The organism is Lacrimispora sphenoides JCM 1415 (assembly GCF_900105615.1).
Taxonomy (GTDB): Bacteria; Bacillota; Clostridia; order Lachnospirales; family Lachnospiraceae; genus Lacrimispora; species Lacrimispora sphenoides.
The window spans coordinates 2,534,422-2,558,625 of sequence record NZ_LT630003.1 but is presented as its reverse complement, the minus strand read 5'-3'; the positions used below and the strand labels follow the sequence as shown (position 1 = coordinate 2,558,625).

Annotated in this window: 27 protein-coding genes; 24 read left to right on the top strand and 3 right to left on the bottom strand. The window is 39.8% G+C overall.

Features of this window, described 5'->3' with window-relative positions; translation table 11 throughout:
• Window positions 1-414: 414 nt before the first annotated feature.
• The 7 genes from BMX69_RS11570 (at window position 415) to BMX69_RS11540 (ending at window position 5,036) form a co-directional block, all read left to right on the top strand.
• Window positions 415-864 (top strand): GNAT family N-acetyltransferase, encoded by a 450-nt coding sequence (locus BMX69_RS11570; protein WP_054791579.1) that lies wholly within the window; start codon window positions 415-417, stop codon window positions 862-864.
• Between the two features lie 140 nt (window positions 865-1,004).
• Entirely contained in the window at window positions 1,005-1,283 is a 279-nt protein-coding gene (locus BMX69_RS11565; protein WP_100042417.1) for a CD3324 family protein, read from the top strand.
• A gap of 146 nt (window positions 1,284-1,429) precedes the next feature.
• The gene (locus tag BMX69_RS11560) at window positions 1,430-2,713 is read left to right on the top strand and encodes an RNHCP domain-containing protein (protein ID WP_242941410.1); all 1,284 of its coding nucleotides are present in this window, start codon (window positions 1,430-1,432) and stop codon (window positions 2,711-2,713) included.
• Between the two features lie 155 nt (window positions 2,714-2,868).
• On the top strand, window positions 2,869-3,327 hold the full coding sequence (locus BMX69_RS11555) for a MarR family winged helix-turn-helix transcriptional regulator (RefSeq protein WP_100042416.1): 459 nt from the start codon (window positions 2,869-2,871) through the stop codon (window positions 3,325-3,327).
• A 26-nt stretch (window positions 3,328-3,353) separates the two neighbouring features.
• Window positions 3,354-3,881 carry a nitroreductase family protein gene (locus BMX69_RS11550; RefSeq protein ID WP_100042415.1) on the top strand — a complete coding sequence of 176 codons (528 nt, stop codon included), beginning with the start codon at window positions 3,354-3,356 and terminating at the stop codon, window positions 3,879-3,881.
• A gap of 4 nt (window positions 3,882-3,885) precedes the next feature.
• Window positions 3,886-4,176 (top strand): putative quinol monooxygenase, encoded by a 291-nt coding sequence (locus BMX69_RS11545; RefSeq protein WP_054791575.1) that lies wholly within the window; start codon window positions 3,886-3,888, stop codon window positions 4,174-4,176.
• Window positions 4,177-4,196: 20 nt separating this feature from the next.
• Window positions 4,197-5,036 (top strand): nitroreductase family protein, encoded by an 840-nt coding sequence (locus BMX69_RS11540; protein WP_100042413.1) that lies wholly within the window; start codon window positions 4,197-4,199, stop codon window positions 5,034-5,036.
• A gap of 48 nt (window positions 5,037-5,084) precedes the next feature.
• Here the strand turns inward: BMX69_RS11540 and BMX69_RS11535 are convergent, their stop codons facing one another.
• Together BMX69_RS11535 and BMX69_RS11530 are read right to left on the bottom strand one after the other, a co-directional pair.
• Window positions 5,085-5,627 (bottom strand): hypothetical protein, encoded by a 543-nt coding sequence (locus tag BMX69_RS11535; RefSeq protein ID WP_054791574.1) that lies wholly within the window; start codon window positions 5,625-5,627, stop codon window positions 5,085-5,087.
• 677 nt (window positions 5,628-6,304) lie between these two features.
• Window positions 6,305-7,495 (bottom strand): coenzyme F420-0:L-glutamate ligase, encoded by a 1,191-nt coding sequence (locus BMX69_RS11530; protein WP_025233877.1) that lies wholly within the window; start codon window positions 7,493-7,495, stop codon window positions 6,305-6,307.
• 237 nt (window positions 7,496-7,732) lie between these two features.
• Here BMX69_RS11530 and BMX69_RS11525 point away from each other — a divergent pair, with 237 nt between their 5' ends.
• From BMX69_RS11525 to BMX69_RS11445, 17 genes are all read left to right on the top strand, one after another.
• Window positions 7,733-8,593, top strand: a complete 861-nt coding sequence (locus BMX69_RS11525) for an AraC family transcriptional regulator (protein WP_100042412.1) — start codon at window positions 7,733-7,735, stop codon at window positions 8,591-8,593.
• A 39-nt stretch (window positions 8,594-8,632) separates the two neighbouring features.
• Window positions 8,633-9,391, top strand: coding sequence for a class I SAM-dependent methyltransferase (locus tag BMX69_RS11520; RefSeq protein WP_054791573.1), 759 nt, complete (start codon window positions 8,633-8,635; stop codon window positions 9,389-9,391).
• A gap of 278 nt (window positions 9,392-9,669) precedes the next feature.
• Window positions 9,670-9,978, top strand: coding sequence for a DUF6506 family protein (locus tag BMX69_RS11515; RefSeq protein WP_100042411.1), 309 nt, complete (start codon window positions 9,670-9,672; stop codon window positions 9,976-9,978).
• Between the two features lie 44 nt (window positions 9,979-10,022).
• The gene (locus BMX69_RS11510) at window positions 10,023-10,523 is read left to right on the top strand and encodes a GNAT family N-acetyltransferase (protein WP_100042410.1); all 501 of its coding nucleotides are present in this window, start codon (window positions 10,023-10,025) and stop codon (window positions 10,521-10,523) included.
• Between the two features lie 53 nt (window positions 10,524-10,576).
• Window positions 10,577-11,239, top strand: coding sequence for a response regulator transcription factor (locus BMX69_RS11505; protein WP_054791571.1), 663 nt, complete (start codon window positions 10,577-10,579; stop codon window positions 11,237-11,239).
• Complete coding sequence (locus tag BMX69_RS11500) at window positions 11,236-12,246, top strand: sensor histidine kinase (protein WP_054791570.1); 1,011 nt, start codon at window positions 11,236-11,238, stop codon at window positions 12,244-12,246. The genes BMX69_RS11505 and BMX69_RS11500 overlap by 4 nt, the downstream gene beginning before the upstream one ends.
• A gap of 108 nt (window positions 12,247-12,354) precedes the next feature.
• Window positions 12,355-12,831 (top strand): VOC family protein, encoded by a 477-nt coding sequence (locus tag BMX69_RS11495; protein ID WP_174715218.1) that lies wholly within the window; start codon window positions 12,355-12,357, stop codon window positions 12,829-12,831.
• A gap of 221 nt (window positions 12,832-13,052) precedes the next feature.
• On the top strand, window positions 13,053-13,682 hold the full coding sequence (locus tag BMX69_RS11490) for a biosynthetic peptidoglycan transglycosylase (RefSeq protein WP_054791568.1): 630 nt from the start codon (window positions 13,053-13,055) through the stop codon (window positions 13,680-13,682).
• Window positions 13,683-13,866: 184 nt separating this feature from the next.
• On the top strand, window positions 13,867-14,679 hold the full coding sequence (locus BMX69_RS11485) for a TraX family protein (RefSeq protein WP_100042409.1): 813 nt from the start codon (window positions 13,867-13,869) through the stop codon (window positions 14,677-14,679).
• Between the two features lie 17 nt (window positions 14,680-14,696).
• Window positions 14,697-15,461, top strand: a complete 765-nt coding sequence (locus tag BMX69_RS11480; protein ID WP_100043836.1) for an ABC transporter ATP-binding protein — start codon at window positions 14,697-14,699, stop codon at window positions 15,459-15,461.
• Window positions 15,451-17,424 (top strand): FtsX-like permease family protein, encoded by a 1,974-nt coding sequence (locus BMX69_RS11475; protein ID WP_100042408.1) that lies wholly within the window; start codon window positions 15,451-15,453, stop codon window positions 17,422-17,424. Before BMX69_RS11480 ends, BMX69_RS11475 begins: the two co-directional genes overlap by 11 nt.
• A 138-nt stretch (window positions 17,425-17,562) precedes the next feature.
• Window positions 17,563-18,174: a hypothetical protein gene (locus BMX69_RS11470; RefSeq protein WP_100042407.1), complete on the top strand. Its 612-nt coding sequence runs from the start codon at window positions 17,563-17,565 to the stop codon at window positions 18,172-18,174.
• A gap of 19 nt (window positions 18,175-18,193) precedes the next feature.
• Window positions 18,194-19,078: a LysR family transcriptional regulator gene (locus BMX69_RS11465; protein WP_054791611.1), complete on the top strand. Its 885-nt coding sequence runs from the start codon at window positions 18,194-18,196 to the stop codon at window positions 19,076-19,078.
• Window positions 19,079-19,085: 7 nt separating this feature from the next.
• On the top strand, window positions 19,086-19,667 hold the full coding sequence (locus BMX69_RS11460) for a YdeI/OmpD-associated family protein (RefSeq protein ID WP_330387718.1): 582 nt from the start codon (window positions 19,086-19,088) through the stop codon (window positions 19,665-19,667).
• Between the two features lie 632 nt (window positions 19,668-20,299).
• The gene (locus tag BMX69_RS11455; protein ID WP_242941409.1) at window positions 20,300-21,196 is read left to right on the top strand and encodes a DUF1648 domain-containing protein; all 897 of its coding nucleotides are present in this window, start codon (window positions 20,300-20,302) and stop codon (window positions 21,194-21,196) included.
• A gap of 33 nt (window positions 21,197-21,229) precedes the next feature.
• The gene (locus tag BMX69_RS11450) at window positions 21,230-21,793 is read left to right on the top strand and encodes a methyltransferase family protein (protein WP_100042404.1); all 564 of its coding nucleotides are present in this window, start codon (window positions 21,230-21,232) and stop codon (window positions 21,791-21,793) included.
• A 27-nt stretch (window positions 21,794-21,820) separates the two neighbouring features.
• Window positions 21,821-22,342: a GNAT family N-acetyltransferase gene (locus tag BMX69_RS11445; RefSeq protein ID WP_100042403.1), complete on the top strand. Its 522-nt coding sequence runs from the start codon at window positions 21,821-21,823 to the stop codon at window positions 22,340-22,342.
• Between the two features lie 80 nt (window positions 22,343-22,422).
• Here the strand turns inward: BMX69_RS11445 and BMX69_RS11440 are convergent, their stop codons facing one another.
• Window positions 22,423-24,105, bottom strand: a complete 1,683-nt coding sequence (locus tag BMX69_RS11440) for a flavin monoamine oxidase family protein (RefSeq protein WP_100042402.1) — start codon at window positions 24,103-24,105, stop codon at window positions 22,423-22,425.
• Window positions 24,106-24,204: the final 99 nt, after the last annotated feature.

The window sequence follows — 24,204 nt, the reverse complement described above, 5'->3', positions numbered from 1 at the left end:
AAAAAAACATCTTGCAAAGTTTAGAAAAATTCGTTATGATAATTTTAATGATACAAAGGGAGGTGGCTTGATGTCGTCTATTCGCTAAGATAATGAACAATAAAATTTAGCTCTCATATCACGAGGGGTTTTTTGTTGTACTTATTTTGCGGATATATGATGCTCAGGCTGCCTGTAATTCGGTTGAAAAATTATAGGTCTTATTAGCGCAGGCAATGAATCAGGTGAACATCAATGGAAGTTTGCCAGGAGACTGCCGCAATTCCGTGGGAACCAGTAAAGCGTGTTTTTTTACGCTAGGGTGCGATAAGTAAGCAGATAGCTCTAAGTGACAGAGTTATCTGTTTTTTATTGTTCAGAATATCGCATAATGGAAATAAATTATTTCGCCAAAAGGAGAATGTATATTTTATTATGATCAGAAACTTGAAAGAAACCGATATCGATCAAATTATGAAAATATGGCTTGATACGAATATCAAGGCTCATTATTTTATTGACAGCAGCTATTGGTTAAAAAGCTATGTAACAGTTGAAAAAGTTCTGCCCCAGGCAATTGTTTATGTGTATGATTCCAATGGTCAGATCCAAGGATTCCTTGGACTGAACGGGGATTACATTGAAGGGATTTTTGTTGATGCAGACTATCAATCCAAAGGAATTGGAAGAGAACTGCTTGGTTATGCCAAAGAGAGGCATAACAAACTTCTTTTAAATGTTTATAAACGAAATGAAAGGGCAGCAGCGTTCTATTTGAGAGAAGGCTTTGTGGTTATGACGGAACAGATTGAGGAGGATACAAAAGAACGCGAGCTCACGATGGTATGGAATCCGATTGAAACAGAAAATATCGCCTATAAATAACTTTTACAAGGGGAGGAAGCAGCATCTTATGATATTTAGCACGGTTAGCTATGCATAGCAAGGGCTATTGCATGGCATCAGAAAATTGATACTTGTATAGCCTTTGCCCATTCCTGAACATATAGATTGGGAGGAGCATAATGAGCTATATCAAAGCAGCCGATGTGCTGCCAAAAGAAATAATAGATTTAATACAAGATTATATTGACGGTGAATATATTTATGTCCCAAGAAAAGAAATCAATCGAAAAGCATGGGGTGAAAACACCAGTAGCAAAGAGATGATTCTTTTCAGAAACATGGAGATCTACGAAAAATATACAAAAGGAATATCAATTGCCCATCTTTCGGAGACTTACTATTTATCACCAAAAAGCATACAAAAAATTATTGCAAGATTAAAACGGCAGACCCAGTAAACAAAGAAGCGCCATGAAACTGCATGGTGCTTCTTTGCTTCTGAAACGTGAAATCGGTTGCCGCTATATAGAAACAGAACCTATAATATCTTATGAAAAGAGCAAGTGCAGCCACAGTGCTTGTCCCTGATCAGGAGGTATAACAGGTGAATAAGAAAAAAGAAAATAAAATCAATAAAGATATAAATACAGATGCTTTTCAGGCTACGATTGTAAATATCATGAATAAACAAGTGAAAGTTTTATCAAAAGGTGAAGTCTTTTCTTGCCTGCTTCCCGGTTCATTGATCTCGAATAAGGATTCCCTGGTTGTTGGTGATGAGGTTGAAGTAGGAAATGCCGGAAACGGTCAATATAAACTAATACATGTACTCCCTAGAAAAACCGCCTTATATCGGGGAAACCGCCGTTCTCCAGAGGAGAAGGTACTGGTAGCAGCGAATGTCCAGTGTCTTTTGGCAATCGTGACCGCAGATTACCTGCTCAAACAGGCTGGTTACCTGGAATCGGCGATCATTGCCGCCAGACGCTCAGAAATTCAAGTCGGCATATTTATCAGCAAATGGGATTTGATTGGAGAAAGCGCTCAGGCTTTGTTGGAAGCCAAACTGGAACTGTATAAAAACACCGCCGGCTTTGTATTTGCAGGTTCTGCTCGTGAGCAGCAGGAAGAACTATTTAAAACAGTTGAGGGAAAAACTGTGGTTGTCGTTGGTGACAGGTCCTGCGGAAAAACAACTCTCATACATGGAAGTGATTCCCGCTGCCCGATGCCAAGCACTCATACCAGTGTATTGGAGGTTGGCCTTAAAGGAACCTTATGGATTGATACGCCCGGATTCCGGGATTTTGCCCTGCAGCAAATCTCTGAGGAGGAGCGAAACGCGGTATTCCCTGAACTGGCACAATTAACACAAGGCTGTTATTTCAGGAATTGTACCCATGTCCACGAAGATGGGTGTCAGGTACTTGAGGCCCTTCGCACAAAGAAACTTAAAAGGGAACGATATGATGCTTATCAGAAGATGACGGATGTCAAAGCCGCTTCAAGCATTACCCCCAAAATTGATTACCGGCATACCGCCTGCACAGAGAGCTTCACATGTGAAGTTTGCGGTACGCTTGTGGTGCCGGAAGGTGCCGGGAGCCGGCATCGAAACCATTGTCCGAAGTGTTTATCAAGCATTCATATAGACAATGATCCTGGCGACCGCGCTTCCCTGTGTAAAGGAATTATGGAGCCGGTCAGTGTTTGGGTACGCAAGGGGGGCGAATGGGCGATTATTCACAGATGCCGAATGTGCGGTACTTTGAGCTCAAATCGAATTGCAGCAGATGATAATCCAGCCATGCTCATGTCCATTGCAGTAAAGCCACTTGCTATGACACCTTTTCCACTGAATAAATTGGAGGAGCTGTTTGGTCCGTAAGAGAATCGTAATTAGGGCGGAAGATACATACGCCCTAATTTTTTTTTACTGCCGTCAAGCTGCCAGCTTCACATTTCACATGATTGTGAATACTAGACTTGACAGTAAAATAAAGAAATGTTATATTTGTATGTACAAACAAAGGAGGGAAAGTTTTGAATTGTAATTGTGAATCAAACGATCAGGAGTGTATGCTGAATGGCTGCTTGTTTTTTACTTCTGCGAAACTCGCACGGGAATTGGGAAAAATGGCAGATGAAGCCTTCAGCAAAACCGGGTTGTCACCCAGCCATGCAATGCTCCTGTATATTGTAAACCTCAAAGGTGGTATACCACAGAAAGAAATTGGCGAAATGCTGCATCTGACACCGTCAACCATAACCCGTTTGCTGGAGAGACTTGAGCGAAAAGGACTTATTGCAAAACAAGCGGAAGGAAAGAATGTTTATCTTAATACGACACCAGAGGGCCTTACCATGCAAGATGATATTTTAACAGCATGGAATCAGCTTCAAGAGAAATACAAAGACGTTTTGACAGAAGACGAAACCCTTAAATTTATAGAAATCAGCAACAAGCTTCTAGAAAGCCTGGACGATAAAAAAATTAAATGAGAAATCAAATTAAGGAGGTCATGTCTATGGAAGAAATTTATATCAGAAGAAGTATTCGTAAGTTTAAAGAGCAGGAAGTGGAACCTGAAAAAATCGATAAGCTGCTGCGCGCAGCTATGCAGGCTCCATCGGCTGCCAATCAGCAGCCATGGGAATTCATTGTGGTAAAAAATAAGGAAAGACTGGCTCAAATTGCTCAAACTTCTCCTTATGCGAAACTGGCTGAGAATTCCGCTGTAACCTTTGTTTTGCTGGCCAACGACAAAGAATTGAAAGTACCCACCGGTTGGGAGCAGGACATGAGCGCCGCGGCACAAAACATGCTTCTGGAAGCGGTTCATCTGGGACTAGGGGGCGTATGGCTTGGCGTTGCTACATCTGATGTTGTTACAGAAAATGTGAGTCGCTTGTTTCATCTTCCGGATCATATCAGACCCTTTGCGCTGATTTCCATCGGATACCCTGATGGACAGCATAATGAATTTGTTGACCGTTATAAGGCGGATCGGGTGCATTACGAAATTTGGGGACAAAACGAAAAGGAGAGCTTATAAATCAATGATTAAAGTTGTTGCGGAGAATTTTATCAAATCAGAAAAGGTAGAAGAATTTATCGTATTAGCAAAGCAGCTTGTACAGGATACCCGGCAGAACGACGCTGGCTGCATCCGCTATGAGCTGCTGCAGGATATAAAAGACCCACAGCTTCTGACAATTCTTGAGGAATGGGAAGATCAGGAAGCGCTGAACAAGCATATGGCGGCAAAGCATTTTAAGGAAGCCATCGCCTTATTTGCGGATCTCGTGGAAAAACCAGGTAATATTAATCTTTATAAGACGTTAGTCTGAAAAAGGAGGGGCAGCAAACTATGAAAATGGATTTCCCTGTTGCTAAAACAGTCAATGCCCGCAGCAGTGTCAGGACTTATGAGAACCGTGATCTTTCAGCAAATGAAAAGGCTCAAATCAACGCCTATATAGATAACCTATCCAATCCTTTTTCCGCGGATGTTACCTTCCGGCTTCTGGAAAAGGCTTCATCAACCCATGGAGAAAAGCTGGGAACCTATGGTGTCATTAAAGGTGCAGGGAATTATATTGCTGCATCAGCAGCAGAGAAAGAACTGGCTTTGGAAGCCCTTGGCTATTCTTTTGAAAAACTGATTCTGTATGCCACATCCCTTGGACTTGGTACCTGCTGGCTTGGGGGGACCTTTAACCGCAGCGGTTTTGCTGCGGCCATGAATCTAAAAGAAGGGGATCTTTTTCCTTGCATTTCTCCCATCGGATATCCTGCAGGTAAAAAAAGTACTATAGAATCATTGATGAGGTGGGTATCAAAGGCAGATCAGAGAAAAGAATGGAGCGAACTATTTTTTAAACAGAATTTCTCACGACCTTTGACGAAAGATGATGCGGGGGAGTTTGCATTCCCGTTGGAAATGGTGCGTCTGGCTCCTTCCGCTGTAAATAAGCAGCCTTGGAGAATCGTTCAGGAGAATGATGCGTATCATTTTTATCTGGCAAGATCTCTAAAAAGCGACAACGAAAAAGTTGACCTTCAAAGAGTGGATATGGGCATAGCAACCTGCCATTTTCATATGGCCGTATTGGAAAAGGAATTGCCGGGGAAATTTCAAAAGCTTGCAAAACCCGGGATACAAAGCCCGGAACAGATGCAGTACATTTATTCTTGGATCCCAGGTTAATGGCAAAAATCCGCTGATCCCATGTTACAGATCCGCGGATTTTTTAACTTAACAGCTTATATATCTAAATTCTATACTGGTTATAGCTACCGCGCCGGCATAATCATTAAAAGCTGGAATACGGGCAATACTTAGTAATGCAAAATCCTCTGCATGAATAAAATCCTCTAAAAAAAATTCTATTACATAATGATTATACTGCTGGCTGCCAGGTGAATTTTGAACAAGGATGTTCTCCCTGTTAACAGTACTTAAATTAGCGATATCAATGACTTCGTTAGCTTTGGTAAATAATGATGAGAGCCTGATTGAGAATCGGTCTCCTATTGGTATGCTTGAATTATCACTTATTAAATGTACAAACACTCTCGATTTACGGTATCCTTTTCGAGCATCTTTTGGTACACTAAAAGTTAGGGAATATTCATCTGTATCACCTTGCGGCATAAGCCATCCAAGTATAAAAATACCGGATCCTCCAAGCTGTTCCGTATCAGGTCCTGTAGTATTAGCATCATTCATATTTCCAGAGTTGAATATTAATGATTTATATTTCAGTATTTTATGATCGCTACAATTACTATTTAACATATTAATATATCTCCTTTCATAATATAGTATATTTTGCATGTCCAAGTAATGTTACTAATTATAGGAACCTCATTTTCGCTGTAAGTTTAACATTTAGGGTGATAAGTATATATGGAAGAGTTCACTAATTTATGGGTAAAAAGCATATTTCAAAATGTATGAAAGCAGAAGATTTTATAGTTAACAAAGATATCTGGAAGGCTGTAGAAAGGTAAGAAATGGCAATCTATGGTGTGGATTCAAAAGAATATTCCGAATTTAAGAAAAGTCCTGGTATCGAACATAAAAAGGCAATGAGAAGTACAAAAAAATAAATATATCGCAGCCTGTCCACGGCTCCCAGTTCATAGGCATCCTCCTTATTTGGCTGGGTGTCAATGTCACGCCCAAATCATTTCCTCCCGTTATTTATAGTGAATATAGCATTGTTGGTTCCTATTCCTGTCTGTGTTTATATCGATTTTTTTCCGTATTAAATCTATAATATTTATATTATATGCTCAGATGTTAAAAACATCAAGGCGCTATTCAGGGGTAGTCACCCCCAAACCCGGCTTTTTCTGCGTCATTTCGCTATCGCAATTCCTGGGACAGAGAAAACAAAAAACAAGCGCATCGCCCATTGAGAACGATACGCTTGTTTGACATTTTACTCGGCAGTTGCCCATAAACAAGATTTATTTGGTGTAATTATCGAAGTAGCCTTGAACTAATACGATAGGAGTTCCTTTGTCACCACTTCCGGAAGTAAGGTCACAGAGGGAACCGATTAAGTCGGTTAACCGGCGTGGGGTAGTTCCCTGAGATACCATGCTTCCAACTAAATTGCTGTCCTTGCTTTGAATATAATTTGAAATGGCAGCCTTTAATTCCGCTCCGCTTAAATCAGCAAAATCGTTATCCGCAAGATATTTTAATTTTACTTCATTAGGCTGGCCTTCCAGACCTTCTGTATATGCCGGAGAAACCACCGGATCTGCCAATTCCCAAATTTTACCCATAGGATCTTTGAAAGCACCGTCGCCATAGATCATAACTTCAATATGCTTTCCAGTCTTTTCAAGGAGTCCGTCTTGAATCTTTTTAACAATGGGTTCGCAGTTGCGGGGGAATAACTTAACGGTGTCTTCGGTAGCTTTATTGCTGCCAAGTAAGCCGTAATTTTCGTTATATCCACTGCCATCAACCGGTGCGGTTAAGATATCATCAAGACCAAAAACAGTCTCTGCGTTGGCAGCTTTTAATAAGCGTTTCGTTCTAAAACGGGTATGAATATCGCAATTAAGAACATGCTTTGTATAATTTAAGATTGTACGGCAGTCATTTGCAAGAATAACTTCTACTTCACAGCCTTCTTTTTGGATAAGTTCCTTGTAGTATTCAATGTAATCAACTCCGGTAAAAGTATGCTTACGATAGCCAAAAAGTTCACGGTAATGTGCCTCAGTTAAAACATCCGTCCAGGGATTAATGCCTTTTTCATCCAAAGCATCAAGATCGATCAGGTGATTCCCTACCTCATCCGAAGGATAGCTTAACATGATTACAATCTTTTTAGCGCCTCTTGCAATTCCCTTAAGACAAATGGAAAAGCGGTTACGGCTTAAAATAGGAAATACAATACCGATGGTTTCATTACCGAATTTATTTTTAATATCAGCGGCGATTTGATCTACAGTAGCATAGTTTCCCTGAGCACGGGCAACAATGGCCTCGGTAGCAGCGACGACATCACGGTCACGCAATTCAAAATTTTCGCTTTTGGCTGCATCAAGTACACTAGAAATAACGATATCTGCAATGTCGTCTCCCTGTCTGATAATTGGAGCACGTACACCCCTTGATACAGTACCTATTAATCTCTCCATATGCATGATTCTCCTTTAAACCCATGACAAATGCTGATGGGATGTATTTAATTCACTTTATTATATCATGATAATTGATATTGGTAAACTTAATGCTTTTTATATATGACATAAGCTGTACTTATATCAGAAGCGATTATCAATCTGCTCCTTCATTCATATTTAGCAAGGCAGGAGCATCTTTCTTATAAATTGAATGCTATAATACCATATAAGAAACGTCAGGAGGGATAGACATTGAATTACAGGGAACATATTGAAAAAAGTATTGAGTTCATGGAAGATCATATCAGAGAAAACATTACAATAGAAGAAATTGCAAATCAATCCGGGTACTCTCTTTATCATTTTTGCAGGGTTTTTAATCTATGCATGGGTGTATCGGCCATGGAATACATACGGGAGCGCAGATTGTCTTTAGCATCTACGGAACTATTTAAGGGAAGGAAAGTCATTGACATTGCTGTGGATTATGGGTTTGAGACATCCGGTGGTTTTACAAAAGCTTTCCGTAAAGCGTATGGCTATACGCCTACACAGTATGTGGAACGGATGGCCGGGTATGCTGATGTAAAAAATGCATGTCCTGTTATTGTAAAAAGGCCCGCATTTAAGGTGGCCGGCTATGGTATTAAAACCGATATTACCGGAGCTGCCTATACAAAGGATATTGCTTCCTTCTGGAGCAATTATAACGGCGATAATTTAGAAAGTAAAATGTACAAAATTCTGAATCCTGCAAAGCATGGGGAAGTGGGATTGTATGTTCCTTTATCAGAAGACGGCAATGCAATTTATCTTTTGGGCGTGATTGTGGACGATTTTACAAAAGTCGGGGAAGATATGCTGACAGCAGAAATCCCAGATGCCGAGTACGCTGTTTTTACAACCAATCCTGTGGATACCACCAATGATAGGGAACAGAAAGAGTTTGCAAAGGTTATTGCAGGAACATGGAAATATATTTTTGAAGATTGGTTTCGGGACAGCGGCTATGTTTACGACGAAAGTAAATTTGATTTTGAATTCTACGATGAACGATGTCATCATAGGCAGGATACGGTTATGGATATCTATATTCCTGTTAAAAAGGCATAATGACAGAATGAGTATGATCAGGAAGGAAGGTGATAAAGGATGTTGAACTATTATGGTAGATTGTCTTCCGAAGTGTATGATTTGGATAAGCCTGTGGGCCATTCTTTTGGAGATATAGAATTTTATTCGGAACGGTTAAAGTCGTGTAAAGGCCCGATTCTTGAACCGGCAACAGGAACCGGCCGCGCTTTGATTCCGCTTTTAGAAAAAGGTTTCCAAGTTGAGGGATTTGACAGTTCTAAGGATATGCTGCGAATCTGTCATGATAATTGCAGAAGGAGGGGCTTAAATCCTAATCTTTTTGAGGCAAAGATGGAGTCTTTTTCACTGGATACAAAATATGAAGCTATTATAGTACCGACGGGAACCATTCTTTTATTATACAAAAGAGCTGATTCCATAAAAGCATTACAAAACTTCCATGAGCATCTATCCGAAGGCGGCCGGTTAATCGTAGATATATTATTGCAAAGTGATATTTCAAAAGGAATTGTATCCACAAGGACCTGGGACTGTCCGAATGGGGATATTATTACATTAGAGAATAAAATTGTAGAAGTTGATTATATCAATCAATATACGATTTCCCATGGACGGTATGAAAAGTGGCGTGATGGCACGCTTGTACAAACGGAATTAGAGCGTTTTCCGTTACGGTGGTATGGCGTGGAAGAGTTTCGGTCCATACTTGAACGTATTGGATTTAAAGATATCGTGATTTCTTCAGACTATAATTTGGGAAGGTATCCAACGACATCAGAAGATGTCATCACTTTTGAAGCTATAGCAGCGAAATAACAAATTAACGTGTTTGCATAACGCTATGCAAAGATTATTGACGAATGATCTCATAAAATATATAATAATAACCAGTTGAAAAGAATATTGTTATATAAAGTAAGAGATTAGGTTTTCTAGGGTTCCGCAGTTTTAACCGGTCTGTGACCAAGAGAGAACTCATAGTTTTATAATTGAGGTGCGGAATAATAAAGGCCTGGGAGATATCTGTATGATATCTTTCAGGCTTTATTGTCACTTGCTGCTGATTCGCCGGCATTGGGAAAGGAGATAATAATATGAAGAAAAAATTTGCGTTTTTACTGATGGGAGGTCACTATAACCCAGAGATTCATCAGGCCTGTTTTGAGACAGAGAAACAAATCAGCTATGTATTTACCGTCAGAAATTTTAAAGAAGCCTGTGATAAACTTGTTTTCTTAGAACGTGAAGGTGTTGGGGCAGTTGAATTATGCGGTGCATTTGGTGAAGAAGGCGCGCAAAAATTGATAGAACTGACAAACAATAAAATTGCTATCGGATATGTCACCCATAAGCCGGAACAGGATCAGTTATTTACTGATTTCTTTTCAAGCTTTAACCGATAAAAGGAAAGCCGTGCACAGTTCACAAACAGGAGGTACATGGTTTTATGAGTGTCATCATTAGACCGATTAAGGAAAACGACGCTGAATCACTTTGGCATATGATGTCCGCACTTGATGCTGAGACAAAATATATGATGTACGAGCCAAATGAACGGGCGAAAAATATGGATAGAATAAAATCCACCATACAGGAAGCTGCCACAGGCAATAATCTGTTTTTAGCTGCCGAAGCAGATCATGAAATTGTTGGATATATATCTGCGCAAAAAGGCATTTTAAGAAGAGTAAAACATTCTGCATATATCGTAGTGGGAATTCGTGCATCCTATCAGCGGCAGGGGATCGGAACCTCATTTTTTAAGCAGCTGGACAAGTGGGCGAATGAGAAAGGGGTTACCAGGCTTGAACTAACGGTAATGTGTATTAATGATGCTGCGAGACACCTCTACGAAAAAAATGGATTTGTCGTTGAAGGAACAAAGAAAAATTCCATGGTTGTGGATGGAACGTATGTGGACGAATATTATATGGCCAAACTATTATAAGCGATGGGTATAATATCAGTCCCTTTAACAGGTATTTGGGAGGTGATTTCAATTTGAAGCTGTTTATTATAGAAGACGATATCGTTCTGAGAACAGAATTGATTTCGCTGCTGGAAAGCTATAATTATTCTTGTGAAACAAGTGATAACTTTAAAAATATCATATCGGAAGCAACGGACTCAGACGCAGATTTGATTTTGCTTGATATCAATCTGCCTTATTATGATGGATATCACGTATGCCGGGAGATCCGTAAACGATCGGATGTACCAATTATGGTTGTGACAAGCCGTAACAATGACATGGATGAACTGATGAGCATGAACCTGGGCGCAGATGATTTTATAACAAAACCCTACAACATTCAGATCTTGCTTGCCAGGATCGGAGCCATACTTAAACGCACCAATCAGAAGAATTATTCATCAGAAGTAGAATATAAGGGCTTAACCTTGTCAATGGCAAAAAGCACAGTATATTATGAAAACAAAGAGGTTGAGCTCACGAAAAATGAATTGCGTATTCTCTCTGTTTTAATGCAAAATGCAAATAGCATTATTTCACGGGATGATTTAATGGATGAGCTTTGGCAGTCGGATGAATTCGTCGATGATAATACACTGACTGTTAATGTCAACCGTCTGCGTAAAAAGTTAGAAGAAATCGGTGCTGCAGATTTTATAAAAACAAAACGTGGCCAGGGGTATATGATATGAAGTTTTCAAGCTTTTTAAAGGATAAGATCCTGTTTTTATTGACGCAAAGCTTTATCATTGTTTTTTTGGCCTTCCTGTTAGATGTCTACCATATCAGCCGTTATGCCGTAATACTTATTTGTACAACTATTATCATAACCTCATTCGCTGCTCTGGCTTACGAATATCTGATACGCAGCAGATATTATAGAAGATTAAATAAAACGCTGGAGTCAATGGAGCAAAAGCAGTATATCGCTTCCCTGTTAGAAGAGCCTAATTTTGCAGAAGCGGAAGTTCTATGTGAAATTCTTAAGCATGTTACAAAAGCAATGAACGATGAGATTGCTTCCTACAAGATATCCCAGGATGAATACCGGGAATATATTGAAACATGGATTCACGAGATAAAGATCCCTATTTCCTGCATCGAACTAATCTGCCAAAATAACCGCAATGATATAACAAAGAGAATATCCGAAGAAACTGTGCGGGTGGATTCTTATATCGAACAGGCTCTTTATTATGCCCGGAGCAAAAACGTAGCGTCTGACTATAGCATCAGAAGACTTTCTCTTGACAGCTTAGTGAAGGCTGCTGTAAAGAAACATTCAAAGCAGCTGATAGGGTGCGGCGCACAGGTGAAACTGGACAATCTTGATTATACGGTTTATGCCGATGAAAAGTGGCTTGATTTCATTATTGGACAGATTATTGCAAATAGTATCAAATATAAAAAAGATGCTTTGACACTATGGTTTTCTGCTTCAGAAAACCAGGAGAATATTATTCTTTTTATCCGGGATAACGGAATTGGAATTTCTGAAGGCGACCTTGGGAGAGTGTTCGAAAAGGGATTTACGGGAGAAAACGGAAGGGCTTTTGCCAAATCTACGGGGATCGGCCTATACCTATGCAAAGAACTCTGTAATAAAATGTATCTTGGATTAGAAGCCCAGTCAGCCGCCGGAGACGGTACAACAATTAAAATAACATTTCCAAAAGACAGACAGTCATTCCTGCAGTAAAGGGTCCAGGCGAATTGTGAAATTGAAATATGTACGGTATCATTGCGTTTGAAGCAGAGATATGCAGAAACTTATTATTTATAAGACGGAAGAGGGGGATTCATGGCCATGTTTCGCTATGTACACACAAATATTATTGCTAAAGATGCAAAAAAACTGATTGCTTTTTATAAAACGGTGTTTCACTGCAAAAGCATCAATGAGACACGTGATCTCCGAGGGGTGTGGTTGGACAGACTAACAGGACTGAAGGATGCACATATTACAGGAGAGCATCTTCTTTTGCCCGGATACGTGGAAGACCACCCAACCCTCGAAATATTTTCATATGACATGCTGGAAGGAACCATACCTTCAGAGATTAACCGACCGGGAATTGCACATATAGCTTTTGAAGTGGATGATGTGGAAGCAACTTTGGCAGAAGTTATTAGGGCGGGAGGAAGTAACGTCGGTGAGTTGGTTACTGCGGCATACCCGAACGGCAAAGAAGCGGTATTTGTTTATGCACGGGACCCTGAAGGCAATATTCTTGAACTGCAAAGCTGGAGACAGATTAATCAAACCGAAAGAAAGAGGCGCTAAATTCAATGTATCGTTGTGTCATGGTAACGCTGACAGAGCGTATAACACACGATACATTACAATCAAAGTAGTGTGTCAATAAAACAGGCTGTATGTTCCCTCTGCGGGAGCATACAGCCTTTTATCTTACAAATTTGTTCGATTATCGTAAGTAAAATCTATGGTTCCATGATTCTTCTCCTGTTATACTGAGGAAGCAAACCACGAAAGGAGTAATTTTGATGAAAAATAAAACAATTAGTATCAGTATATTGCTACTTGCTGTCATCAGCTTCCTTATGGGTAGTTTAAAAATATCTCCTATAGTTTCTGCCGGATATGAAATGTATAGGAATGCGACAGAAGCCATAAGCGTGCCGGATAAAGTAGAGGAGCTTAAACAGCAAAACAGTTATATTTCATTTGATGAGATACCGGATGGATATAAAGAACAGGTGTTACAGTCAGAAGACAAACGTTTTTACTATCATTTTGGCTTTGATCCCATTGCCATGGCAAGGGCTATGGCAAATAATCTGATCGCAGGAAGCTTCGTGCAAGGGGGGAGCACGATCACCCAGCAGCTTGCAAAAAATATGTACTTTTCTTTTGAAAAGAAATATGAACGGAAGGTGGCAGAATTATTTGTTGCTTTTCAGCTTGAAAAAGATCTTACAAAGGATGAAATACTGGAGCTTTATTGTAATATCGCTTACTATGGGGAAGGATGTTATGGGCTGAAGCAGGCGGCGAATCATTATTACGGTGTTGAGCCTTTAGACCTGACAAACACGCAGATCAAGGCACTTGTATGGACCATTAAAAGTCCAAATAAGTACAATCCCAATGCTTACAAAGCGATTCCTGTATAATAGACGCAAGCGACTATTATCGTGCTGTATTCGCAAAATGCAGCTTTGCGGCGCTTGGCTCATTGTTTTCCTGGTATAATAAAAAGTGACAAAAATGTTCGTTCCATGTAAGTAAAATCAATGGCTGACAGAGGCAGATGGAATTATAATAGACATAATTCAGAAATAGAAAAGGAGATTATAAATGTTACAAAAAGGACTCAATAGTTTTCAGATTAAAATAATTGCTTTGGTGCTCATGGTATTCGATCATATTCACTATACTTTTACAGGTGTTTTCCAGGTTCCGCTGTGGTTTACAATACTGGGCAGATTATCAGCGCCTCTATTCATCTTTGCTACAGCCAATGGCATGAGATACACAAGAAATCCGGTAAAATATTTAATGCGTTTATGGTTTGGATTTGTATTTATGAACTTTGGCAATGATCTGATTAATCATTATTTCCCGTTGCCTAATGGGGGTATTATCTTTAATAATATTTTTTCCACGCTATTTGTAATATGTCTGATCATATTCAGCATTCAGCGGATTTCTATATGCAGGAAAGAGAAACGTCCGTTTCTGCAATATATATTTTTAATGCTTGTTCCTGTTTTCAGCAGTATCATTATAATGTTGGCCATGTCTGATCCAGGATTATTCTTTATAACAAGAGGGATAATGCTCTTTGTTCCCTCACTTTTATTCTGTGAAGGCGGTATTGTACTGGTTGTTTTAGGCGTTGGATTATATTTATGCAACCAGGATAAAAAGAAAATCGGTATATTTTATTTTCTGCTCAGCCTTTTGATCTTTGCTATGGGTTATAATCCCGAGATCGGTGTGAAGAGTATGTTTTTGGATAATATTCAGTGGTATATGCTATTTGCCTTACCATTTATGCTGCTTTACAATAAGCAGAAGGGCCGCGGAATGAAATATTTCTTTTATGCCTTTTATCCGGCCCATATTTATATTTTGACGATTTTAGCCTATATTATTTCTATACACTAGAGGAAAGGATGGACATTATGAATACAATCTTAAAGGTTGAGAACCTTCAGAAATATTACGGTAATAAAGGGAATGTTACAAAGGCTGTTGACAATATCAGTTTTAATGTTTCAGAAGGAGAATATATCGGTATTATGGGGGCATCGGGAAGCGGAAAAACCACCATTCTTAATTGTGTTTCCACCATTGATGATGCGACCTCAGGTCATATTTATATAGATGGAATGGATGTCACTGAGATGAAAGCAGAAGCCTTATCAAAGTTCAGACGCGAAAAACTTGGCTTTATTTTTCAGGACTTTAATCTTCTGGATACCCTGACTGCTCATGAAAATATTGCACTTGCCCTGGCTATTATGAAAGCTCCAGCAGGAGAAATGGATGAGCGGATCTACCAGGCTGCCTCCCTTTTAAACATCACGGAGGTATTGCATAAGTATCCGTATCAGATGTCAGGCGGCCAAAAGCAGCGTGTAGCCGCAGCAAGAGCCATCATTACAAATCCGACCCTGATTCTTGCCGATGAACCTACCGGTGCCCTGGATTCCAGGTCTGCAAAGATGCTTTTGGAAAGCTTTAAAAATTTAAATGAACAGATAAATGCTGCCATTTTAATGGTAACCCATGATGCATTTACTGCCAGCTATTGCAAACGTATTTTGTTCATCAAAGACGGAAAACTGTTTAATGAGCTTATCCGGGGAAAGGAATCACGCAAGGAATTTTTTGACCGGATCATGGAGGTTATGGCCCTTCTTGGAGGTGATTTAAGTGCTGACTAAGCTTGTTTTTAAAAATGTCGGAAAGAGCATGCAGGATTTCACGGTATATTTTTTCACTCTTGTATTTGGCGTTTCTATCTTTTATATGTTTAACTCCATCTATGCGCAGCAGGATATCATGGTTGTGACGGAAATACTGACCGATTCCATGATTGCACTTAGAAAGATATTATCAGTCATATCAGTGTTTGTTGCAGTGATCCTGGGTTTTTTGATCGTTTATGCAAATAGTTTTTTTATCAGGCGACGTAAAAAAGAAATGGGCATTTACATGACTCTGGGTATGAGCAAAGGTAAAATTTCTGCCATTCTTGTATTTGAAACATTTCTCATGGGACTCCTTGCTTTAATTGCAGGGTTGATCATCGGTGTTTTCGGATCCCAGTTTATGTCTGTGTTCACTGCTAAAATATTTGAGGCAGACATGACCGCCTATAAATTCATATTTTCACCAGATGCAGCGGTGAAAAGTATCCTTTATTTTGCAGTTATTTTTTTAACCGTAATCATTTTCAATACAATTGCAGTCAGCAAGTATAAACTGATTGACTTGATCTATGGCGGCCGGAAAAATGAAAGCTTAAAAATCAGAAGTACCAAATTATCGGTGCTGGTTTTCCTGGTATCTATTGTTTTCTTAGGAACCGCCTATGCATTGGTTTTGAAAAATGGAATTATTAATATTAACCGTATCTTCCTTTGGTCCATTATTTTAGGAACGGCTGGTTCATTACTGTTTTTCTTTTCTCTTTCGGGAATACTTACAAAGCTGGTACAATCTAATAAAAAGCTTTATTATAAAAACCTGACCATGTTTGTAACCCGTCAGCTCACCAGTAAGATCAACACAAACTTTATATCCATATCCGTGGTCAGCATTGTCTTGCTTCTTGTAATCGGTATTTTTTCAACCGGTTACAGCATGAAAAATATTCTGTCAGCCGATTTAAAGGAGACTGCGCCCTATGATGTCAGTTTTTATGGCGATGGGAAAGGGAATTATAAGACCATATATGAAAGCCTGCCTTTGTCAATTAAAGGGATTGACGCAATCAGCCATGAATATAGTATTTACCGCGGGGATCTTCATTACAAGGATTTCCCGGTTGATTATTCTTCCCTGTCCTTTGATATCGGGAAACGTGGCCTCGATTTTGTTATGTTTTCTGATTACCAGAAGTTTTTAGAAATGCAGGGAATGGAAAAAGCCGATCTTCCTGGAAATGGGTATTTCATCATTGCGTCCGGCGACGTTTACCAGCATATTGCGCAGCAGTTCCTTGATAGAAATGTAACAATCTCCCTTGGGGGTAAAACGCTCCAGCCAAAGGGGGAAGTACAAAACATAAAGCTTTCCAACAGTGATTCCGGTATCACGTTTGTTGTAAATGACGGGTTTTCTGAAACCCTTAACAAGTCACCGGATCAGGTGCTTAACATGATATGCAAAACTGGGGAAGGATCAAAGGAACTTCAGGAAAAACTAAATCAATATAGTAACAGCGAGGAGTATCAGGAAAAGGGCTTTTGGTACTATTCAAGCAGAGAAGAGATCTATGCTTCATCGCTTGCCATGAAAGCCATCATATCCTTTTTAGCCATTTATCTTGGCATTGTGTTTATGGTTGCCTGCGCGGCAATTCTTGCAATCCAGCAGCTTGCCCAGGCATCGGATAACAAGGAACGTTATGCACTGTTAAGGAAGCTGGGTGCTGAAAAGAAGATGCTGGACAGAGCATTGTTTGTACAAATACTTTGTTACTTTTTACTGCCTTTTATACTTGGAATTGTTCATTCCATTGTTGGGCTTACGGCTGTAAATAATGTAATGATGGCCTTTGAACGTGTGAATGTGATGGATAGCGTTTTTATCCCGGCGTTGTTTATTGTTTTAATTTATGGCGTTTATTTTGGATTGACTTATATCGGGTGTAAGCATATTTTAAGAAGAGATCAATATTAAATTTGTTTGAAAGCCTAAAACAGGTCCGTGTTTTTCACATATTGAAAAACATGGACTTTTTGTAATATTGTTTATCTTTACGAAATGCAAGACTGGTACTATAATTCATCTATAGTATAAATGAAGTGAGGAGAAAAGATGAAGAAAGAATTGTCCTATTTTAGAGTCGGAGATTCCTTTGGCGGAAATCAGGATTGGTTCCGGGACCCAATGATGCATCTGGGTGGATGTGGGGCGGCAGCAGCCTGTGATGCCTGCATCAATATAGCGCTCCATGACAATAAAGCCCATCTGTATCCCTATGAGATCAAAAGACTTGACAAGGAAGATTATATAAATTTTTCCAAGATAATGAAGCCCTATTTAAAGCCCCGATTTCATGGAATCGATACACTGGATATATTTATAGACGGGTTTTATAAATATTTGCAGGAGGTGGGTGCAACGGATATACAGCTGACAGGCTGTCCGGGAGAGGTTCCGGCGAAGGAAGCAGCCAGGGAAATCATAAGCCAGATTGACAAAGGGATCTCGATTCCTTTCTTGCTGCTGCGGCATAAGAATGTTAATTTTAAGGATCTGGTCTGGCATTGGTTCATGCTTGTGGGATATGAAGAATTTGAAGATGAATTTTTTGTAAAAATTGCAACCTATGGCGGGTTTCGCTGGCTGTCTTTTTATGAGCTGTGGGAGACTGGCTTCGAGCGTAAAGGTGGAATGGTATTATTAAGACTTAAGCAGTCACAGTAAGGTGGTGGCCCTTCTCTTTATGGATTTAAAGCGATTGCATACTTTCTTAATATTAAGTGAAATAAAGAATTTCACTAAGACTGCTGAATATCTTCATTACGCACAATCCAATGTTACAACCCAAATACAGCAGCTGGAAGAAGAATTAGGTGTAAGGCTTTTCGAGCGTATTGGTAAAAACATCACCCTTACACCAGAGGGTGAAGAACTGATCGTTTATGCCCGGCAGATGCTTGATTTGTTGAATGATTTAAAGCGCAAATTTGCTGATAAAAATGACTATGGCCGTATCACCATTGGTGCATCTGAATCTATATGTATATATCGGCTGCCGGAAATTATAAAATCTTATCAAATAGAACAACCCAATATTGAATTGTTTTTAAAAGTTTTGGACACAACCGACTTTATGCCTTTGCTTACGAATAATACAATTGATATTGCATTTACTCTTGATGTACCCATAAGCAATTCCTCCATAATTACTGAATTGCAGATTGATGAAACGATTTGTGCGTTTTCTGTTCCTGAATACCCGCTTGCAAAAAGGGAAGAAGTTATGATAGAGGACTTTTCTGGTATTCCATTAATCTTAACAGGGAGAGGATGCTGTTACCGAAAAATGTTTGAAAAAGCTTTAACAGAAGCTTCCATAACCCCAAAAGTTGTTCTTGAAACAAGCAGTCTGCAGGTTATAAAACAAACGGTACTTAGCGGGCTTGGAGTTTGTGTACTCCCGCAGCTATCTGTGCAGAAAGAGTTAGAAAGCGGGGAATTGGTACCGCTTAACTATATGACAAACTATAAAATTGCTTCACAGTTGATATATCATAGAGATAAATGGATTTCAAAAAGTCTGAAAGATTTTATTGCCACTGCAAAAAAGGTCTCGGCAATCGATTGATAAATTAATGAATCGGATGGTGAACATTTTGATTGAACATTTGCTATTTACTTCACGGGATGAATTTAGAAATTGGTTAGAAGAAAATTGCCTCTCCAGCGGCGGAGTCTGGCTGTTATTCGGAAAATCAGGCGGGCCAAAGACCATAGGGGCAAATGAAGCGCTTGAAGAAGCCCTTTGTTTCGGTTGGATTGACGGTCAGATGAAGAGCATTGACGATAATAAATATATTAAATATTACTCTTCTCGCAGAGAGAATAGTAAGTGGTCGGAGAAAAATAAGTCGCTGGTTGAAAAACTTGAAAAACAAGGGCTGATGACTGATTATGGCAAAGTCAAAATAGAGGAAGCTAAGAAAAGCGGACAATGGGATGCTCCAAAGCCTGCAGAGATTACTGATGAACAAATAGGACTTTTAAGTGATCTGTTGAAAGAGCATGAACCGGCCTATACGAATTTTCAAGCGATGGCGCCATCTGTAAAAAGGACATATACACGGGCATATCTTGATGCGAAAACAGACGCCGGCCGTGTTAAGCGCCTGGCATGGATGATTGAACGATTAAATAAAAACCTAAAACCAATGTAATTTTACTTAAACGATAATTTAAAAAGTAATACACTTTTGTTTCCAAATGTGCAGATAGTAATACCATGAGGGAGTGTCTGGAACAAACAAACGGTTTCGCCATCCTTGTCACCCCCTTACGTCATTTCGGGTTAGTAGGCGGCAACGCTGACAGAGCGTATAGCATTCTACAATTTGCAGAAGCTTCGTGTTCCGGAGGGCGCCTCTTTGCTGCCAGCAGCATGTTCTAAGGTCTGAATGCCGATCCATGTAAACGGACCTAAATTAAAAAATAAATCGCCGTTAAGGCAGTCCAACATAAATTTATATGGCTATAAATCATAAAATTGACAAATCCTATTTTAGTGCTATATTTGATGTATGATGATCCCGGTACATCGGCAAAGATTGGCTTGCAGATATAAAGCATGACCTTTTGAATAAAAGCATAGAAGGAGGAAATTGTCTTGAGTGAAAGTTTAAGTTATATAATTGGGATAATGGGGTTCTCTTGGGTTCTTATATTGTTTGCTACTGCTTTTACCCCATATTTTATACAAAAAAATATCTGCTTTGGTATTTCTATACCTGTAAGCGAATATAACGATCCTAAGATAAAATTATTGCGGCGCAATTACTGCATCAGCTGTCTTGTGATTGGTTTGGTATTGGGAATTGGAAGCACTATTTGTTATATTTGGATGCCGGAAGAACGGGCGTTATGGCTCCAGCTGAGCGGTATATTCCTGTATCTCGCTGCCAGTACTTTCATATATTTTTTCGCGCGTTCAGAGATCAAGGCGATCAAACAAGAACGCGATTGGGAGATTGATACGGAGACAGTGACAAATATCAGTGAAAAATCCGAAAAAATGATTGGTACTGCGTGGTATCTTTTGTATCTTGTTCCGATTGCCATTGCCGTTATGGCAGCAGTGTTTAAATATCCATCATTACCCGGGCAAATCCCCATGCATTACAACCTTGCAGGAGAAGTGGACCGTTATGCTGCAAAATCCATAGGAACGTTTGCTGTGATGCCATTGATCCAAAGTTTCACTGGACTTTTGTTTGCAGGAATCAATTTTGGCATTGGCACGTCCAGGAATCAGCGGAGTCACCGGAGAACTCAGGCCTTCCAGGGTATAATGAGTATTTTCTTATATGCTGTCGGATTTATGGTAATGCTGTTATTTACCTGCATTCAACTTACTATGCTGTCCATAATAAATGAAAAGCTGATGATGATTCTGCCCTTTGCCTTTTTTGCTGTTATTTTCTTAAGCTGCATTTATCTAGGGGTTTGGGTCGGCCAGGGAGGAAGCCGGTTGGATATAAGGGATGATGCGACAGGAAACAAGGTGGACGATGACCGTTATTGGCTGGGTGGTTTTCTGTATTGCAACAAAGATGATCCATCTCTTTTTGTGGAAAAACGATTCGGAATAGGTTATACCTTAAATTTCGGAAATCCTAAAAGTCTCATAGCGATCGCTGCACTTGTAGTCTTTATTTTGGCAACTACAGTGCTTCCATTCTTGTTAGAGTAAACTGATATGTGTTTTCTTTGAGGAGTGAATCATATGGTAAGATATCTTGCAGCATCAACATTGGTTTTGCTTGTAATGCTTGTTATGATCCGGACCTTTCAATTAAAGAGGCTGGGCATAAAAGCAATTCAATTTGGCGAAAAGGATAAAACGGATTTTCTGATCCTGCCATTTGCATTTCTATTATTCTATATCGTATTTGCAAGTGCTTTTGATCTGCCTGGAATAGGAGTTGAATTGTTTGACGATACATTCACCGGCTGGATAGGCGCGATACTATGTGTTATGGGTATTTTATTGTTTATATACGCACTGATTTCATTTGGAAAAAGCTTTCGTGTAGGTCTTGATGAAGACCATCCGGGGGAGCTTGTGACCACAGGCGCATTTTCCATAAGCCGAAATCCCATATATACCGCATTTGGATTGGTTTTATCAGGCGTATTTTTCATTATCCCCAATTGGATAATCCTTACCTATGTTTTTGCCGGAATGTGGCTTTTTAAACGCCAAATCCTTCTGGAGGAACAGTCGCTAAAAGGAATATACGGGGAAGAATATATGGCATATTGTAAAAAAGTCAGGCGGTTTTTATAATTTAGGATAGGGAAAGGAGGATTAATCTTGTTAGGAAATAAAAGAATAGGGCAGCATGAATACAATATCAGGTTATTGTCAGGCGATGATGAGATAGACGTACAGGATCTATGTGAAAGATGCTCCGACTTTTTTGAATTAACGGAAGGCGGGCCGCCCAAAAAGGATGCAGGAAAAAGCATTCTGTCTGACTTGCCGCCGGGTAAAGCAATGAAAGACAAGTTTGTATTTGGAGTATATAAAAAGAATGTTTTAATTGCTGTAATAGATATGGTTAAAGATTATAAAGCGGCTGGAGAGTGGATAATAGGCTTACTTATGCTTGACCCAAAGGAAAGAGGAAACAGTTTGGGAAGAAAGTTACATGATTCTATAAAAGACTGGGTTCTGGAAGAACATGGCAGGGCATTAAGAATCGGGGTTTTGGAAGATAACCACATGGGGTATAAGTTCTGGTGTAATATGGGATATATAGAAGTTGACAGAGTGAAAAAGACCTATGGAAATAGGGAACATACCGTAAAAGTAATGAATTTATTTCTTAAATGATCCGCTGCCCTATGTTACAGGGCAGCGGTTTTATGTATGGGCTCTAACCTGAAGCGGTTTTTACTCATGCCGCTGGAGTATCATTTAAGCTGATCGTGAAACGTATTCGCCAGTTGATTGGCGGCTTCCTTACCGGTATATAATGCCCCCTGCATCCAGCCGTGCTTCGTGGATAGGTGTTCACCGGCAAAGTAGACTCTCTGATTAAATTCCGGCTTCAGCATCTCATAGGCAAACAGTTTTTTCTGACCTGGAAGTGTCATAGCAAAAGCTCCCCGGTTATTGGGTTGATTATCCCAAACAACAGTCTTATGGTCTTCTACAATGGAATCTAAGAATCTTCTTGGCAATCCGTGAACTTCCTCCACATTTCTTCTTATCAGTTTATACCGGGGGATTTCGTCCATATTTCCCACCCTTGTTGCATTTAAATGATAATTATAGGAAGCCACCAGTACACCAGGATCATCCGGCGAACAGGAGGAAACATCGGGGCAAAGGATATGATCTCCCGGATAGAAGATGGACTGAATAGGCAGGTCTGTCTGGGAAAGTCCCCCCACCATTCTTCCGTATTCGGTATCCTGCTCCCAAAAACGTTTATTGCACATAAAAAGTGTTTTTTGCGAATTAATATAGTTAAACTCTAAAATAGCCTGCATCTTAAGGTTGCTGAAATATGGCTTGATTTCTACTTCTCTTAGAGTAGAGTAGGGAATCGCACATACAACGTAATCAAATACATCGGTGGTTCTCCTGAGATTCCGTACATTGCGGTGAGTTAGAATGATTTGATTATTATAAGGCGACTGATAAATACCGATAACCGTCTGTCCGGGCTGATATTTAACCGTCCCAAGCTGAGACGCCGGAATATTTTGATACTGGGTCGGATTATCTGCGAGAAGAGATTGGACAAATGCATAGGGCAGATTTACCATTCCGCCTTCGATGGTATAGGTGTTACGGTAATCGAGAGTATATTCCTCATGGGTAATTTCATCATAACTGATATTCAGCAAAGCGCCGGTACCTGGGCTGACCCCAGAGATCAAGCTGATCAACCCCTGGCTTAACCCCAGGTTCTCCAGGGTCTGCCGGACGGTATAGTTTGTTAGAGTTAAATATTCCGGGGAATATTCCGGTAAAATTTGTATTAGCTCTGACCGGATATCAGGCGGAAGCTGCATCATCAGATACAAAAAGGCATAGTCATCAAGCTCTGGCCAGGGAGTGCTTCTTTCCTGAGGGGTCAAATCGTATAAAGGATAAAGCATCTGTTCAATGGAGTCTGATGTTCTCAGACGGGTATTATGTACGTATAAAAAATTATTTCGCTGCCTTACGGACAGCGGAAGGGTGTTAAGGCCTAATAAATTGATGTAATGCCAGGTGGTTTCATGAGTTGCCGGAATTCTATGAGCGCCGAATTCATTGTAGTATTTGCCTTCCGGATCAAAATAATAGGTATAAACTCTTCCCCCGATTCTATTTTCATTGGCTTCCAGAATTGTAATATCGGCTCCCAGCTTACGAAGCTCAAATGCGGCGGCCAGACCGGCCAGACCTCCTCCGATGACACCTATTTTTACCCCTTTCATTTCTCCCGGCGATGCATAATTTGTGATATCCGGGGGAGGACTCAGTAAATTAACAATATATTCGTAATCTTCCGGCCGGCCAGCCCTTTCTAATGATGTTCTGATCATTTCGCGCCGTTGTTCATTCGTAGGGTTTATAACTTGATTTAATGGAACAGCCATTGATTATACCTCATAATATCATTACAGTTTAATATATTGGAAACCTTCCCCGAATATAACAAAATAGGGAAGTCATGAGCTGCAGGCCGGCGTAATTTG

Bases quoted from the DNA above. Each gene is read 5' to 3' on its own strand.
- BMX69_RS11485 (WP_100042409.1), top strand. From the start codon at position 13,867: ATGTTACAAAAAGGACTCAATAGTTTTCAGATTAAAATAATTGCTTTG.
- BMX69_RS11460 (WP_330387718.1), top strand. From the start codon at position 19,086: ATGAATCGGATGGTGAACATTTTGATTGAACATTTGCTATTTACTTCA.
- BMX69_RS11540 (WP_100042413.1), top strand. From the start codon at position 4,197: ATGAAAATGGATTTCCCTGTTGCTAAAACAGTCAATGCCCGCAGCAGT.
- BMX69_RS11510 (WP_100042410.1), top strand. From the start codon at position 10,023: ATGAGTGTCATCATTAGACCGATTAAGGAAAACGACGCTGAATCACTT.
- BMX69_RS11450 (WP_100042404.1), top strand. From the start codon at position 21,230: ATGGTAAGATATCTTGCAGCATCAACATTGGTTTTGCTTGTAATGCTT.
- BMX69_RS11530 (WP_025233877.1), bottom strand. From the start codon at position 7,495: ATGGAGAGATTAATAGGTACTGTATCAAGGGGTGTACGTGCTCCAATT.
- BMX69_RS11500 (WP_054791570.1), top strand. From the start codon at position 11,236: ATGAAGTTTTCAAGCTTTTTAAAGGATAAGATCCTGTTTTTATTGACG.
- BMX69_RS11490 (WP_054791568.1), top strand. From the start codon at position 13,053: ATGAAAAATAAAACAATTAGTATCAGTATATTGCTACTTGCTGTCATC.
- BMX69_RS11570 (WP_054791579.1), top strand. From the start codon at position 415: ATGATCAGAAACTTGAAAGAAACCGATATCGATCAAATTATGAAAATA.
- BMX69_RS11535 (WP_054791574.1), bottom strand. From the start codon at position 5,627: ATGTTAAATAGTAATTGTAGCGATCATAAAATACTGAAATATAAATCA.
- BMX69_RS11470 (WP_100042407.1), top strand. From the start codon at position 17,563: ATGAAGAAAGAATTGTCCTATTTTAGAGTCGGAGATTCCTTTGGCGGA.
- BMX69_RS11495 (WP_174715218.1), top strand. From the start codon at position 12,355: ATGTTTCGCTATGTACACACAAATATTATTGCTAAAGATGCAAAAAAA.
- BMX69_RS11550 (WP_100042415.1), top strand. From the start codon at position 3,354: ATGGAAGAAATTTATATCAGAAGAAGTATTCGTAAGTTTAAAGAGCAG.
- BMX69_RS11545 (WP_054791575.1), top strand. From the start codon at position 3,886: ATGATTAAAGTTGTTGCGGAGAATTTTATCAAATCAGAAAAGGTAGAA.
- BMX69_RS11480 (WP_100043836.1), top strand. From the start codon at position 14,697: ATGAATACAATCTTAAAGGTTGAGAACCTTCAGAAATATTACGGTAAT.
- BMX69_RS11520 (WP_054791573.1), top strand. From the start codon at position 8,633: ATGTTGAACTATTATGGTAGATTGTCTTCCGAAGTGTATGATTTGGAT.
- BMX69_RS11440 (WP_100042402.1), bottom strand. From the start codon at position 24,105: ATGGCTGTTCCATTAAATCAAGTTATAAACCCTACGAATGAACAACGG.
- BMX69_RS11465 (WP_054791611.1), top strand. From the start codon at position 18,194: ATGGATTTAAAGCGATTGCATACTTTCTTAATATTAAGTGAAATAAAG.
- BMX69_RS11565 (WP_100042417.1), top strand. From the start codon at position 1,005: ATGAGCTATATCAAAGCAGCCGATGTGCTGCCAAAAGAAATAATAGAT.
- BMX69_RS11515 (WP_100042411.1), top strand. From the start codon at position 9,670: ATGAAGAAAAAATTTGCGTTTTTACTGATGGGAGGTCACTATAACCCA.